Consider the following 13,070-nt stretch of genomic DNA (forward strand, 5'->3'; position numbering starts at 1 on the left):
TCAGTCACATTACTCGCAACCCAGATCCAAGTTGTTTCACTGAGGAGGATCAGTGGTGTCCGAGAATACGACGAACCGTCGAAGATTCCTGGGGGCGGCCGGTCTCGCGGCCGTCGCCACGGCCGGACTGGCGCTCGTCCCCGCCACCGCGATCGCCGTGGACCGGGGTGCCGCCGCCACGGCGGACCCGTCCACCGGCGAACCCCTCGACGCCGGGGTCGACTGCGACAGGGAGTACCAGCCGTGACGACTTTCGTGAGCCGCTCGGGCTGGGGTGCCCGGGCCTGGACGAACAGATCCACCAACATCACCCCGCAGAACGGCGGCGTGGCCGTGCACTACGTCGGTGCCGGCTCGGTGGCCAGGCAGGACCACGCCGACTGCGCCGCCCAGGTGCGCGGTATCCAGAACCAGCACATGGACGGGAACGGGTGGGCCGACATCGCCTACACGTACCTGGTGTGCGTGCACGACCACGTTTTCACGGGTCGGGGGACGAACACCCGCACCGCCGCCAACGGATCGAATTCGGGAAACCAGGACTGGTACGCGGTCTGCGCGTTGATCGGTTCCTCGGACTCGGTTCCCACGGCACTCGTGAATGGGATCAGGTCGGCGATCGAGACGCTGCGGGCGACCGGGAACGCGGCGAACGGCATCACCGGCCACCGGGACCACGTCGCGACGTCGTGCCCGGGCGAGATCCTCTACGGAATGGTCGGCGACGGTTCGCTCGACCCGGGCGGAGGCGGCGGTGGGCCGGGCAACCCGCCGGGCTGGCCCGGGGTGTACTTCAGGTATCCGCCGATCACCCGACACGCCAGCGTGTCCACCTGGCAGGGGCGGATGAGCGAACGCGGGTGGTCGATCACGGTGGACGGGGCCTACGGCCAGGCGTCCAAGGACGTCTGCCTCGCCTTCCAGCGGGAGAAGGGGTTGACCGCCGACGGCGTCGTCGGTCCCGCGACCTGGAACGCGGCGTGGACCGCGCCGCTCTGATCGCCAGCGGCCCCCCGAGGGGGTGAGCCGACGGTCCCGGCCCGGGCACCACCAGCCACTCAGCCTTTCGGGTGACATCAGCCGGTCGCTCTCGCCGGGCACGGGCGGAACGGGGTATCGATCACGTGGCGCGTCCCGCGCGGGGCGCGTCACGACCACGTTCCGTCAACAGGGACTCCCCGCCGTCGCCACGCGGGAGCACCGGAAGGGCGTTCGATGCCGAAACCGCCACTGCCCCAGCACCTCGTCGACTTCCTCGAGAAACCGCAACCGGCCGTGATGGCCACCGTGCGCCCGGAGGGTGGCCCCGTCTCGGTGGCCACCTGGTACCTGTGGGAGAAGGGCCGGGTGTTGCTCAACATGGACGCCGGCCGCAGTAGGCTGCGCCACCTCCGCGCCGATCCGGCGGTCTCGCTCACCGTGCTCGACAGCGAGAGCTGGTACCGGCACGTCAGCCTGCGTGGCCGCGTCGTCGAGCTGGTGGACGACCCGACCCTGGCCGACATCGACCGGCTCTCCCGGCACTACGGCGGGGACGCCTATCCGGTTCGGGACCGGGCGCGGGTCAGCGCGTGGATGGAGATCGACCACTGGCACGCGTGGAACGTCGAGTGAGGGACGATGTCCCGGGCCTCCTCCCGCTGTCACACGCCGTGAACGAACTCGGCAGGTAATTTCCGGTCGGGTGTTCGCGATCGGGGGATTTCACCGATAGGTTCCCTGAGGTGACTTCCGACAACGGCGCATGGCAGTTACCGGGGCACCTCGCCACGGGAGTGGAGGCGCCGACCCCGGCGGCCCCGGTCGACATGGACGAGGCGGAGGAGTTCCTGCGCCTCTTCCACGGGGAGAACCCCGACGCCGGTCCCGTCGAACCCCGGATCCGGTGGGTGCGGACGGAGATCGAACTCACCGGCTCCTACCACCACACCTCGGCGGAACTGGCGTTCGGCGCCCGCGTCGCCTGGCGCAACAGCGCCCGCTGCATCGGGCGGCTGTACTGGCGCAGCCTCCGCGTTCGGGACATGCGTTCGGTCCACCGGGCGGCGGACATCGCCGAGCAGTGCGTACGCCACCTCCACACCGCCTACAACGGCGGGCGGCTCCGGCCCGTCATGACGGTCTTCGCGCCCGACCGCCCGGACTCGCCCGCGCCGCTCATCTGGAACGAGCAGCTCGTGCGGTACGCGGGGTACCGGCTCTCCGACGGCTCCGTGCTGGGAGATCCCCGGTACGTGGACTTCACCACCTCGTTGATCGAACGCGGGTGGCGCCCACCGGAGCCGAAGGGCCCGTTCGACGTGCTCCCACTGCTGGTGGAGACCCCCGGGGAGGGGCCGGTGCTCGCGCCCGTCCCCCGGGACGCGGTGGCGGAGGTACCGCTGAGCCACCCCGAGCTGCCCTGGTTCGCCGAACTCGGACTGCGGTGGCACGCCGTCCCCGCGATCAGCAACATGCGGATGTCGATCGGAGGCGTCTCCTACCCCACCGCACCGTTCAACGGCTGGTACATGGGCACCGAGATCGGGGCCCGCAACCTCGCCGACCACGACCGCTACGACGTGCTCCCCGAGGTGGCCGAGCGGTTGGGCCTGGACACCGGCGGTGAGCGGACGCTGTGGCGCGACCGCGCGCTGGTCGAGGTCAACCGGGCCGTCCTCCACTCGTTCGAGCGGCACGGCGTCACGATCACCGACCACCACACCGAGTCCCGCCGCTTCCTCAAGCACGTGGAGAAGGAGGAGAAGGCGGGACGCCGATGCCCCGCCGACTGGAGCTGGATCGTGCCCCCCATGTCGGGCGCGCTCACCCCGGTCTTCCACCGCTACTACGACACCGACCACCTGCGACCGGAGTTCGTGGTCGACGACGCGGCCTCGGAGCGTGGGCTGCGGGGCACCGGACCCGGGTGCCCGGTGACCGGCCAGCGGTCCGCCGAGGACGGGGTGGCCCCGCCCCTGCTGTGGCAGTACCTGGGCTCCCGCCCACCCAGCGTGGCCGAGGCGCCCTGAGCAGCCCTGAGGCGCCCAGGCGGGGCGGTCGGACGGCGTTCCGGCCGGCCGCCCTCGTTCCGCTGTCAGGCACGTCCGACGAGCAGGTCCCGCACGATCTCCCGCACCGTCGCCGGCGGTCGCGGCAGCAGGCCAGCGAGGTGCGGGGAGACGACGCCGAGCGCCTGGGAGGGCAGCAGGGCCAGCAGCCGCGCCAGCGCCTGCGCCGGGCCCGGCGGCAGCTCCTCCTCGGCCAGCAGCGCGAGGACGTCCGCCACCTCGCCGTGGCGGTGCGCCACGCTCCGCCCGGCGACGGCACCGATCTCGGTGGCGACGTCGTCCATGGTGAACGCGGACGCGCCGGTGAGTTCCCCGACGACCCGGTGCTCCGGGCACTGGGCGGCCACCACGACGGCCGCCTCCGCGTAGTCCCGGCGGCTTCCTGCCGCCAGTCGCCCGGCCGCCGCCGGCGTGACCAGTTCGCCCGTCACCGAGGCCCGCCGGATGAGCGGTGCCAGCACGTCGGCCGCGATCCCGAGCCGAAGGACCGTGTGGGCCAGTGGGCTGGCGTCGAGGCGTTCCTCCACGGCCGCGTGGAAACGCAGCGGCGACAGCGGCGCACCGGCCACGCTCAGGTAGACCACGTGGCGGACCCCGGCCGCGAGGGCCGCGTCCACCACGGCCGTCAGGACGCCGGCGCCGCCGTCGTCGTCCGACGTCTCCCCGGCCGGGGGCACCAGGAGCACGGTGTCGGCTCCCTCCAGCTCCCGGGCGGAAGCCCGTTCCGGGGCCAGCGCGGCGGAGGCCGCGTCGTACCGGTCGCGGTCGAGAGCCAGGTCCACGGCGGTGGCGAGCCGCCCTGGCGCGGCGACGAGTTGGATCACGGGTCCTCCCCAGGGGTTCGCCGGTGCGCCCGGCGCGGGTGCCGTCCTGGCGTCCGGGCGAGGTCGCGGGCGGGCGAGCCGGCCCGCTGGCGGGCTCGGTGTCAGCCGGTGGGTCCCTCGCCGTCGGCGGTGCCCTCGCGCCCGCCACCGCGCCGCCCGAGCCAGCGTTCGAGCAGGGTCATCAGCAGCGGCAGAGCGCTGAGCACCACCATCAGCCGGACCAGGTGCATGCCGGCGACCACCGAACTGTCGCCGCCGAGGCTGGTCACCGTGGCCACCAGCTCGCCGACGCCGCCCGGCACCATACCGAACATCGAGACGAGGATGTCCACCCCGAACACCACGTTGAGCAGCAGACCGAGCCCGACCCCGACCCCGATGATGACCAGGACGGCAACGAGACCGGGCACGAGGACGGTGCGGAACACCGAGAACACGTCCTTGCCCAGCTGTGAACCGACCGTGGTACCGATGACGACCTGGGCGGCGATCTCGATGCCCCGGGGGATCTGCGCGGGTTCCCCGGTGAGGGTGTGGAAGGCCGCCGCTCCGATGATGGCGCCGATGAGCGGCCACAGCGGGATGCGCAGCAGCTTGGCCAGGCCGGCGCCGGCCGCGCCGCAGACCACGAGCGCGAGCACGGTCATGAGGGCACTCCCAGGACGAGGATGAGCAGCGGCAGCACGCCGAGCACGACGATCAACACCCGGACGAGGTGGATGGCGACGACGACCCCCACCTTCGCCCCGACCTCCTGCGCGGCGGCCACCATCTCGCCGAACCCGCCGGGGGCGCAGGCGAACAGGGCTGTCCGGACGTCGAGGCCGAAGCCCCGCGACAGCAGCAGGGCGAGCCCGACGTCCACGAGGAGGAGGACGAGGACCCCGATGGCCGCCGGTAGCAGGACACCCAGCAGCGCGCTCAGGCTCTCCGCGTCGACCCGCGCGCCGACCACGCAGCCGAGCAGCACCAGCCCGACCACCCGGACCGACCGCGTGACCTGCCTGCCCGGCCATCGCGCGTTCACCATGGCGCTGCCGAGCACCGCGCCGAACAGCGCGCCCGCCGGGACGTTCAACAACACGAGCAGGGCCGCGCCGGCGGCTCCACCCACCAGGAACCGCGCGGACTCCGCGAGCCTGCGTGCCCTTCCCCGACCGCCGGTGCCGTCGGCACCCGTGTCCTCGTCCGCCCCGGCCACCCCGGCACCACCCCTTCGAGTTGGAGGCCGGCCCCAGCGCCGACCGATGGTTAGTCAGCCGAAAGAGTGTCACGGCAATCACCTGGCATCCGGGGTGAGGGCGGTGAGATGGAACACCCCGAAACGCAGGGTCACCGGTCGCGCGCCCACCGCTGACCAGCGCATCCGGAGTGTCCGAATTGCTACCCTCGAGGAGGCGGTCGCTCCGGCGGGCCGCCGGGCGGCGACAGCCATGAAGGAGTTCACGTGACCGACCCGGATCTGGCATCCGTGGCCAGCGCGGTGGCTCACCGGGCCACGGGTGGGCTGACGGACGGCGGCCAGAGTGCCGTGACCGCCCTGGCCCGGCTGGTCAGGGCTCGCTTCGGCGACGACGACCGGGCGACCGGGTCGTTGGACGCGGCGGCCGCCGATCCCGAGGACGAGGGGCGGATCGCGGACCTCGCTTCCGCGCTCGCCAGGACGGTCGCCGCCGATCCCGGGTTCGACGCGATGCTGCGGGAACTGTGGTCCCAGGCCCAGGAGGAAGGAACCGCCTCGCCCGGCGGCGGGGCCGCCAGGCCGCCCACCGGCTGAGGAGCCCGGAGGCCGGCGCGCGGCGCGGGGGCCAGTGGCCCGGCGGACGGACACCGAGCGTGCTCGTCCCCGGGCTGGCGGTGAGCGGGCCGGCGCTCGAGCGTAGGCTGCTGCCCTCTCGGGGCGACCGGCGGACCGCCCGGCAGCCGTCGCGCGAACGACCGCCCGTTCGGGGGATGCCGGGGTACCGGGTCCTTCCCCCACAGGCGGGAATGTCGGTGACGAGCTGGTATCGAGCCGGCGACGCGCGGGGTGGAGCCGCTACGGTTCGTCCTGATCACATCCGCGTCCGCCGCCCGCCGGGAGCGTGCCCGAGCACCGGGCGCGGTGCTCGACGGGAGCGTGGCCGGCGCCGTCCACGACATCCCAGTGGGACGACCCCGTGGTGGGGTCGTGGAGGAAGTCGGAGGAGGACAGCATGGTCACCGCGCGTTGGGATCTCACCGACGGTGATCCACCAGAGGTGTGGATCTGGGTCGAGGACGAACACGGCGTGCCCGACGAGGCGCCCAGCAGGGTGCAGTGGATCACGCAGTCGGCGCAGTGGGGCTCCCAGGAGGGCTCCACGCGCTGAACGCGGGCCACGGGGGAGGCGAACGCGGGAGGCCGCCGGGGTTCACGCCTCCCGGCGACAGGGCTCGTCTCGGGCGAGTCCCACCACCGCACCGCGAGGGGCGGTGGCAGCCGGTTCCGGCACCCCGCCCGGTCAGCTCGCGGAGATGACGACGTCGGGTGCCTCGCCGCGCTGGATCTCGGAGGTGACGTCGGCCAACTGGGCGGGGCCGATCTCCGCACCGGCGACGCGGCGCCACACCTCCCGGACCGCCTGCTCGACCTCCAGGGCGTCCCGTCCCCGGTACCTGGCCGAGAGCCCGGCCAACTCGGTGCGCAACCGGAGGCGCACCACCAGAGCGCTGTCGGTGGCGACCCTCGGCGCGGCGTGTGGATCCAGCGTGACTCTCATCTGAACCTCACACCCCTTGTCTCATGGGCACATCTGGTGTCGAACAAACAGTACATCACTACATCTAGTGCACGACGGTCTGGTTCGCCAGCCGTGCGCCGCTCCGACCACCCGATGGGCGGACCGCCTCGCACGGTGGCCACCGCGCCGCCCACCGTGGAACTCCTCCCATCATGGCCCGACCCCTGGGCGCGCACCAGCACGCGAACATGACCAACAGGTGACACCTCGGGTACCGCACGTGACGAGGCGGGTCACCGATCCGCCTGACGAGAACCCCCACCGGCACCGTGCCGCCCGCACCGCCCGGCCCAGTGCGCGCTCAACCGGACGAGCGAATTAAGGTAGCCTCACCTAAGACCGACGCTCCGCGTCACAGCGTGAGGACGATCATGCCGACCGACCTGGCTGGACCCGTGCGAGGGCTGCTCGACGCCTGCGCACCGCTCACCTTCGCCCCGCTGCCCGCGTTCGGGAGCGCGCCGACTCCCGGCCCGGACGATGCCCCGGAGCCCGCGCGCCGCTGGTTCAGCGCGGAGGAGTTCGCGGCGGGCGAGGTCCGCGCGGTCTTCGACGCGCTGCGCGCGGACGGGAACCTCCCCCCGCAGGTGCAGCCGGCGGCGATGCGGTACATGCGGTCCCTGTTCCGCGAACTCGTGTTCGTGGTCTCGGCGGGGGTGTACCTGACCGGGCGGGCCGTCGAACTCCGGCCGGACGGGGTGTGGTTCCCGGTCCTCGCCGACGGGGCGACGGGGACCCCCCTGGTGGCCGCGCCACGGGTGGCGGTGCTGCCCGGCGGTGCGCCGGCCGGCCACCCGGACGTCGCGGCCGTCGTGCCCGACGAGGACGCGCTCGACCGGTTCGCCGCCGCCGGGCTCGTCGCCACCTGCGGCCCGGTGATCGAGGACCTGGCCAGGCACACCCGGGTCGGCGTCCGCACCCTGTGGGGTTACGTGATCGACTGCCTGCACTTCTACATGCTCAACCCGGCCCGCCGGCTGGGCAGGGACATGACGGGGGCGTGGGCACGGGCCAGCCGGCTCGCCGCCGCCGTGATCGAGGCGGGAGCGCCCCGCCGCGCCATGCCCAGGATGATCGACTTCCCCCCGACCGTGTGCGAGGGGCTCTGGGCGGTCCGTGGCACCTGCTGCTTCGACTACAAGGCCGACGCCGACCACGGCTACTGCGTGACCTGCCCCCTCGAACGTGACGAGCTCCGCCGACCGAGGCTGGCCGTCGCCTTCGGCTCCTGATCGGGCGAATCGCCGGCAGGGGCTCCCGCGCCCGTGCGCCGTCACGACATCCCACCGCGCTTCCCGCTCCACCTCAGCCCCTCGGCCCGTCCGCACCCGCCGACGGCGCGGGGCCGTTCACCACACCGACCACCGGAGGTCCTCCCGTGCCCACGACACGCACCGCTCCCCCGTTCGCGCCCCACCGGATCCGGCCGAGAACGGCGTGGGGGCAGCTGTCCCGCCGGGGCTTCCTCGGCGGTGTCGGGGCCGCCGGCCTGGTGTGGGGGGTGAGCGCCTGCGGGGCCTCCTCGTCCCCGGCCGAGGGCGACGACGGCGCCGGGGGCACCCGTCGGGTCGACCACCCGCTCGGGAGCACCGACATACCGCTCTCGCCCCAACGGGTGATCACCCTGGACACGGTGACGGCCCTGCAGGTCGCGCTCGAGCACGACGCGCCCCTCGTGGCCTCCGCCACCCTCGACGGGGACGTCGCCGTCCCCGAGTACCTGCCCGGCGGCGACCGGGACTTCGAGCACCTGGGCTTCAACCAGGTGAACCTGGAGGTCATCTCCCAGCTCCGGCCCGACCTCGTGATCGGCAACATCGCGTCCCTTGAGGAGCACTACGCGACCCTCTCCGAGCTGACGGCCGTCGTCGCCTACGAGAACTCGCGGGACGGCGTGGAGTGGCGGCGGAGCTGCCGCGCGGTCGCGGACCTGCTCGGGCACGCCGAGGCCCAGGAGGAGAGGGTGCGCGAGTACGAGGACCGCGCCGCCCGGGTCGCCCTCGACCACGCCGACGTGCTCGGGACGACGAGGATCGCGCTGCTGCGCTTCACCACGGACGAACTGCGCATCGTCACCGACTCGGTGATCTTCTCGTCCCAGGTGTTGACCGACTGCGGCGTCCGCAGGACCGAGTCGAGCACCGGGGCGGAGGGGGAGACCTACACGTCGGTCTCCCTGGAACAGGTCTCCCGGCTGGACGACGCGGACGCCATCATCTACTTCGGTGGCGGCGGGGCGTTCGAGGGCGGCCAGGTCAGCACGACCTTCACCACCTACACGGAGAGCACCCTGTGGGAACGGCTGCCGGCGGTGCGCGCCGGCAACGTCTTCGAGGTGCCGCGGACGACCTGGTGGGACGGCGCCAGCACCTCGGCCGCCCACCGGGTCATCGACGACCTGGTGGACGTGCTCGAGCGCCTCGCCTGAGGCGCGGCCGGTGCCCCGGCCGGCCGAGCTGGACCGGCTCGCCGCCGGGTGGGGCGGCCCGGTCAGCGCCGGCCGCCCCGCCGCCCCTCCCGCCGCCACCGCCAGGCCAGCAGCCAGGTCAGGTAGACGCCGCCGAGCGCGCCGGTCGCCAGTCCGACCGGGAGTTCGACGGGCGCGAAGACCCAGCGGACCGCCAGGTCGCCGCCCGTCAGCAGCAACGCCCCGACCAGCCCCGCCGTCAGCACCGAGGGCCCGGAGGACCGCGTGACCAGCCGGGCCAGGTGCGGAGCGGCGAGCGCGACGAAGGCCACCGGCCCGGCGACCGCCACGGCGGTCGCGGCGAGCACCACGGCCACCGCCAAGAGCGCGCGCCGGGTCGCCTCCACCGGGACCCCCAGCCCCTTGCTCGTGTCGTCGCCCATCTCGACCAGGCTCATCCGCCGCGACAGCGCGGCCGCCACCGGGACGAGCAGCACGGCCGCGACCGCGACGATGGCCACCTGGTCCCAGGTGCGGCCGTTGAGGCTCCCGGTGAGCCACACGGCGGCGCGGTGGGCGTCGTCGAGCTCGGCCCGGATGAGCAGGTAGGAGTTGACGGAGGCCAGGATCGCGGCCACCCCGATACCCACGAGGACGATCCGGGCGCCGCTCGCCCCACCCCGGTGGGCGAGCAGGTACACCGTGAGGGCCGTCGTCACGCCACCGAGCACCGCGCCACCGGCGACGGCGAGCGCGGTGCCGCCGACGAGCGTGATGTGCAGGATCCCCCCGGTCGCCGCTCCCGTGGTGAAGCCCAGCACGTCCGGGCTGCCCAGCGGGTTGCGGGTGAGGGACTGCACCACGGCCCCGCTGACCCCGAGCGCGAGGCCCACCAGCACGGCCGCCAGCACCCGGGGCAGCCGCAAGGTCAGGATGACGAACTCCGCGCCCGCCGGTCCCGGCGCGCCTCCCAGCACACGCACCACCTCGGCCAGGCCGTAGCCGGCCTCGCCGTAGCCGAGCGAGGCGAGCGCCGCGAGGACCACCGCACCGGCCAGCACGGCACCGACCAGCACGTTCCGTGCGACCACCCGCACGGCGAACCGCCCGCTCGGACTGGCCAGCACCGTTCCGGTCAGGTCGGGTCGGTCGGCACGGCGGGGGGCCGAGGTGGCCGGGGTCCTGGTGCTCACAGGCGGGGCATCCTCCGGTGTCGGACCAGCGCGATGAAGAAGGGCGCGCCCACGACGGTCACCACGAGGCCGACCTGGAGCTCGCCGTGCGGCAGCACCACCCGTCCCAGCACGTCGGCGACGAGCACCAGGGCGGCGCCCAGCAGGCCGGCTCCCGGCAGTGACCACCGGTGGTCACTGCCGAGGAGCGATCGGGCGATGTGCGGCACGACCAACCCCACGAAGGCGATCGGTCCGGCGGCGGCCGTCGCGGCCCCGCTGAGCAGCAGCACGGCCAGGGCGACGACGGCCCGGGTGGCCCCCGCCCTGGAGCCGAGTGCCCGGCTGACGTCGTCGCCGAGGACCAGGGTGTTGAGCGACGACGCCACCGCGAGCGCGAGGACGAGCCCCACGAGCAGGAACGGGATCATCGTGCGGACGACCGCCGGGTCCCGGCCGGCGAGGTCACCGACCGCCCAGAACCGGAACTCGTCGAAGGCGTCGGGCCGCAGCAGGACCAGGGACTGGGTGGCGGCGGTGAGGGCGGCGCCGATCGCGGTGCCCGCCAGCGCGAGCCGGACCGGACTGGCTCCGGCGGTGCCGATGGCGTAGACGAGGACGGCGGTCACCCCCGCCCCCAGGAAGGCGAACCACACGTAGGAGGAGTAGTCGCGCAGCCCGAGCAGCACGACGGCGCCGGCGACCCCCGCGGCCGCGCCAGCGTTGACGCCGAGGATGCCGGGATCGGCCAGCGGGTTGCGGGTGAGCGACTGCATCAACGCGCCCGCGATCCCCAGGGCGGCGCCGACGGACGCGGCGAGCAGGGTCCGGGGTACGCGGAGTTCGTGGACGATCACCCTGGCCCGCCCGCCGTCGTCGACGAACAACGCCAGGAACACCTCGCGGGCGGCGAGCGCCTCCGACCCGACGGCGAGGCTGGCCAACACGGCGAGGAGCACCACGGCGGTCGGGATCACGACCGCTCGCGACCACGAGCGGCGGGCACGGCTCCGGGGCGTCGCCGGGTTCCTCGACACCGTCACCGCCGTCCCGGCCCTGTCCGCCGGTGTTCCGCGCCGCGCACCCGATCCTCCCGTCCGCCCCGGGGGCTCGCGAGAACATCCACCGGGAACGCTGAGGGAAGGCTAACCTCACTACGCAGGGTGGTCGGCGGCCGCCCGGGCTCGACTCGGCGACCCCCTGCCCCGCCACCGACGGTATGAGCGCACCGGCACCGGGTAGCCCCCTGGTGCCACGTGTTCGTCAGGGCCACCGGCCCTCGGGAGGGGACCATGACCGAGCGGAGCGATCAGCCGGCACCGCCGGACCAGCGGTCCAGGCTGCTGGCCATCTACCTGAACGACCACCTCGCCGGGGCGACCGCCGCCGTGGAGCTGGCCCGGCGGCTGGCGAAGGCCGAGGTGTCCTCCCCCGACGGACCGGAACTGGACCGGCTGGCCGACGAGATGGCGGAGGACCGCGCTCGGTTGGCGGACGCCATGCGACTGCTGGACGTGGAGGTCGCGCACTACAAGACCTGGGCGCTGTGGGCCGCCGAGAAGGCGGGCCGGTTGAAGCTCAACGGGCAGCTGCGCGGGCGCTCGCCGTTGAGCACGGTGGTGGAACTGGAAGGTCTGCTGCTGGTGGTGACGTCCCTGGCGAGCGCGTGGCGGACGTTGCGCGCGGTGGCCGAGGACGCGGGTCCGGCCGGGGCGGGGCCCGGGACGGAGCGACTCGACGCGCTGCTGCGGCGGTCGCTGGACCAGGCGGCGCGGCTGGAGCGGCTGCGCGAGGCCGCGGTCACCCGGGTGTTCGGCACGGCCGCGGCCCAGGAACGGCGGCGGTAGGCGCGGCCGGCACCGTTCCCGCCCCCCGGGACGGGCGCGGGAATGCGGTGGGCTCCCCGGGGCGTTGTCCCGGGGCACCGCCCGACGGGTCCGTGAGTGGCCCGGGCGTCCCGCCCGCCTCCGGGTGACGCGGCGACGTCCCGCGATCACGGCGGGTGGCGCCGCCGGGAGGCGTCGCTCACAGCCGCCACCCACCCCCCGCCCGGTCTGCTGTGGTGGACCCGAACTCGGGTGCCCCGCAGGTCGGGGACGCCCGTCGTGCCGCCTGGAAGGAGCCGCATGACCGACCGCGCCGACACGGCCTCCGAACACCCGCGACGCACCGGCCCGACCACGGACCCCACCGAGGTGGAACGCCTGCTCCGGCAGGGCCCGTTCCACGAGTGGCTGGGGCTCCGGGTGCTGTCGGTGGGCGAGGACCGGATCGAGTTGGCCTTCGCCTGGCGGCCCGAGTGGGTCGCCGACCCGGACGCCGGCTACACGCACGGCGGCATCCTGGCCACCATCGTCGACCTCACGGCCGACTGGGCGCTGGTGTCCCGCCTCGGGCGGGGCGTCCCGACCGTGGACATGCGGGTGGACTACCACCGGGCGGCGTCGCGGGGCGAGGACCTCACCGCCGTCGGCGAGGTGGTCCGCTTCGGCAGGACCTTGGCCGTGGCGGAGGCCCGCGTGCACGACGGCCAAGGGCGGCTTGTCGCCAGTGGACGCGGCCTCTACCACACCGCGAGCGCCAGCTCCTGACGAGCGGGACCGACGCCGCTCGAGGGGACGGCCGAAGGCGGCCGGCACCCGTGAGCGGCGTCATAGAAAGTTGTTGGATCAAGCATCTCGTGGCTAGTGTCGTTGGTGGTCACGAGTGCCAGCGCCAAGCCCCGGCTCGCTGGCTGGCAACCCTCCGCCGCGGTGGGGTGCCCCGGGTGAGCGACCAGGTCACCCGAGCAGTCGTGGCAAGTGCGGACCAGGGCGGAAGCGCCCGGCCAGTGGAGGAACGGATGAAGCACTCGG

General features: G+C 73.9%; 16 protein-coding genes and 1 riboswitch. Of the genes, 10 read left to right on the top strand and 6 right to left on the bottom strand.

Annotated features, from left to right (window positions below; genetic code table 11):
* Positions 1 to 55: 55 nt before the first annotated feature.
* From C1701_RS04195 to C1701_RS04210, 4 genes are all read left to right on the top strand, one after another.
* Complete coding sequence (locus C1701_RS04195; protein WP_155886091.1) at positions 56 to 247, top strand: twin-arginine translocation signal domain-containing protein; 192 nt, start codon at positions 56 to 58, stop codon at positions 245 to 247.
* Complete coding sequence (locus C1701_RS04200) at positions 244 to 999, top strand: peptidoglycan recognition protein family protein (protein WP_026418433.1); 756 nt, start codon at positions 244 to 246, stop codon at positions 997 to 999. The genes C1701_RS04195 and C1701_RS04200 overlap by 4 nt, the downstream gene beginning before the upstream one ends.
* 216 nt (positions 1,000 to 1,215) lie before the next feature.
* Positions 1,216 to 1,614, top strand: a complete 399-nt coding sequence (locus C1701_RS04205) for a PPOX class F420-dependent oxidoreductase (RefSeq protein WP_026418432.1) — start codon at positions 1,216 to 1,218, stop codon at positions 1,612 to 1,614.
* Between the two features lie 194 nt (positions 1,615 to 1,808).
* On the top strand, positions 1,809 to 3,011 hold the full coding sequence (locus C1701_RS04210) for a nitric oxide synthase oxygenase (RefSeq protein WP_081715356.1): 1,203 nt from the start codon (positions 1,809 to 1,811) through the stop codon (positions 3,009 to 3,011).
* Between the two features lie 65 nt (positions 3,012 to 3,076).
* Here C1701_RS04210 and C1701_RS04215 read toward each other — a convergent pair whose 3' ends face one another.
* The 3 genes from C1701_RS04215 to C1701_RS27115 form a co-directional block, all read right to left on the bottom strand.
* A complete protein-coding gene (locus tag C1701_RS04215; protein WP_103055573.1) occupies positions 3,077 to 3,874 on the bottom strand; it encodes a hypothetical protein in 798 nt (265 codons plus the stop codon).
* A 101-nt stretch (positions 3,875 to 3,975) separates the two neighbouring features.
* A complete protein-coding gene (locus C1701_RS27110; protein WP_337662134.1) occupies positions 3,976 to 4,521 on the bottom strand; it encodes an AbrB family transcriptional regulator in 546 nt (181 codons plus the stop codon).
* Positions 4,518 to 5,075: an AbrB family transcriptional regulator gene (locus C1701_RS27115; RefSeq protein ID WP_016700496.1), complete on the bottom strand. Its 558-nt coding sequence runs from the start codon at positions 5,073 to 5,075 to the stop codon at positions 4,518 to 4,520. Before C1701_RS27115 ends, C1701_RS27110 begins: the two co-directional genes overlap by 4 nt.
* 246 nt (positions 5,076 to 5,321) lie before the next feature.
* Between C1701_RS27115 and C1701_RS04225 the strand changes: the two genes are divergently transcribed.
* Together C1701_RS04225 and C1701_RS27120 are read left to right on the top strand one after the other, a co-directional pair.
* Positions 5,322 to 5,651 (top strand): hypothetical protein, encoded by a 330-nt coding sequence (locus C1701_RS04225; protein ID WP_051313822.1) that lies wholly within the window; start codon positions 5,322 to 5,324, stop codon positions 5,649 to 5,651.
* 418 nt (positions 5,652 to 6,069) lie between these two features.
* Positions 6,070 to 6,225 carry a hypothetical protein gene (locus tag C1701_RS27120; RefSeq protein ID WP_155886090.1) on the top strand — a complete coding sequence of 52 codons (156 nt, stop codon included), beginning with the start codon at positions 6,070 to 6,072 and terminating at the stop codon, positions 6,223 to 6,225.
* Positions 6,226 to 6,357: 132 nt separating this feature from the next.
* Here the strand turns inward: C1701_RS27120 and C1701_RS04230 are convergent, their stop codons facing one another.
* A complete protein-coding gene (locus C1701_RS04230) occupies positions 6,358 to 6,615 on the bottom strand; it encodes a hypothetical protein (RefSeq protein WP_026418431.1) in 258 nt (85 codons plus the stop codon).
* Between the two features lie 392 nt (positions 6,616 to 7,007).
* Here C1701_RS04230 and C1701_RS04235 point away from each other — a divergent pair, with 392 nt between their 5' ends.
* A complete protein-coding gene (locus tag C1701_RS04235; RefSeq protein ID WP_026418430.1) occupies positions 7,008 to 7,868 on the top strand; it encodes a (2Fe-2S)-binding protein in 861 nt (286 codons plus the stop codon).
* A gap of 146 nt (positions 7,869 to 8,014) precedes the next feature.
* A complete protein-coding gene (locus C1701_RS04240; protein ID WP_337662135.1) occupies positions 8,015 to 9,064 on the top strand; it encodes an ABC transporter substrate-binding protein in 1,050 nt (349 codons plus the stop codon).
* A gap of 62 nt (positions 9,065 to 9,126) precedes the next feature.
* Here the strand turns inward: C1701_RS04240 and C1701_RS04245 are convergent, their stop codons facing one another.
* Both C1701_RS04245 and C1701_RS04250 read right to left on the bottom strand, forming a co-directional pair.
* Positions 9,127 to 10,236 (bottom strand): FecCD family ABC transporter permease, encoded by a 1,110-nt coding sequence (locus C1701_RS04245; RefSeq protein WP_103055575.1) that lies wholly within the window; start codon positions 10,234 to 10,236, stop codon positions 9,127 to 9,129.
* Positions 10,233 to 11,192 (bottom strand): FecCD family ABC transporter permease, encoded by a 960-nt coding sequence (locus C1701_RS04250; RefSeq protein ID WP_337662136.1) that lies wholly within the window; start codon positions 11,190 to 11,192, stop codon positions 10,233 to 10,235. Before C1701_RS04250 ends, C1701_RS04245 begins: the two co-directional genes overlap by 4 nt.
* A gap of 315 nt (positions 11,193 to 11,507) precedes the next feature.
* Between C1701_RS04250 and C1701_RS04255 the strand changes: the two genes are divergently transcribed.
* Positions 11,508 to 12,062 carry a hypothetical protein gene (locus tag C1701_RS04255; RefSeq protein ID WP_103056966.1) on the top strand — a complete coding sequence of 185 codons (555 nt, stop codon included), beginning with the start codon at positions 11,508 to 11,510 and terminating at the stop codon, positions 12,060 to 12,062.
* Positions 12,063 to 12,341: 279 nt separating this feature from the next.
* A complete protein-coding gene (locus tag C1701_RS04260) occupies positions 12,342 to 12,806 on the top strand; it encodes a PaaI family thioesterase (protein WP_211237500.1) in 465 nt (154 codons plus the stop codon).
* A 107-nt stretch (positions 12,807 to 12,913) separates the two neighbouring features.
* Positions 12,914 to 13,025, top strand: a riboswitch (SAM riboswitch).
* Positions 13,026 to 13,070: the final 45 nt, after the last annotated feature.

Origin of the sequence: Actinoalloteichus sp. AHMU CJ021 (assembly GCF_002895405.1) — a bacterium.
Lineage (GTDB): Bacteria > Actinomycetota > Actinomycetes > Mycobacteriales > Pseudonocardiaceae > Actinoalloteichus_B > Actinoalloteichus_B caeruleus.

Bases quoted from the DNA above. Each gene is read 5' to 3' on its own strand.
- C1701_RS04205 (WP_026418432.1), top strand. From the start codon at position 1,216: ATGCCGAAACCGCCACTGCCCCAGCACCTCGTCGACTTCCTCGAGAAA.
- C1701_RS04210 (WP_081715356.1), top strand. From the start codon at position 1,809: ATGGACGAGGCGGAGGAGTTCCTGCGCCTCTTCCACGGGGAGAACCCC.
- C1701_RS04255 (WP_103056966.1), top strand. From the start codon at position 11,508: ATGACCGAGCGGAGCGATCAGCCGGCACCGCCGGACCAGCGGTCCAGG.
- C1701_RS27110 (WP_337662134.1), bottom strand. From the start codon at position 4,521: ATGACCGTGCTCGCGCTCGTGGTCTGCGGCGCGGCCGGCGCCGGCCTG.
- C1701_RS04260 (WP_211237500.1), top strand. From the start codon at position 12,342: ATGACCGACCGCGCCGACACGGCCTCCGAACACCCGCGACGCACCGGC.
- C1701_RS04230 (WP_026418431.1), bottom strand. From the start codon at position 6,615: ATGAGAGTCACGCTGGATCCACACGCCGCGCCGAGGGTCGCCACCGAC.
- C1701_RS04235 (WP_026418430.1), top strand. From the start codon at position 7,008: ATGCCGACCGACCTGGCTGGACCCGTGCGAGGGCTGCTCGACGCCTGC.
- C1701_RS27120 (WP_155886090.1), top strand. From the start codon at position 6,070: ATGGTCACCGCGCGTTGGGATCTCACCGACGGTGATCCACCAGAGGTG.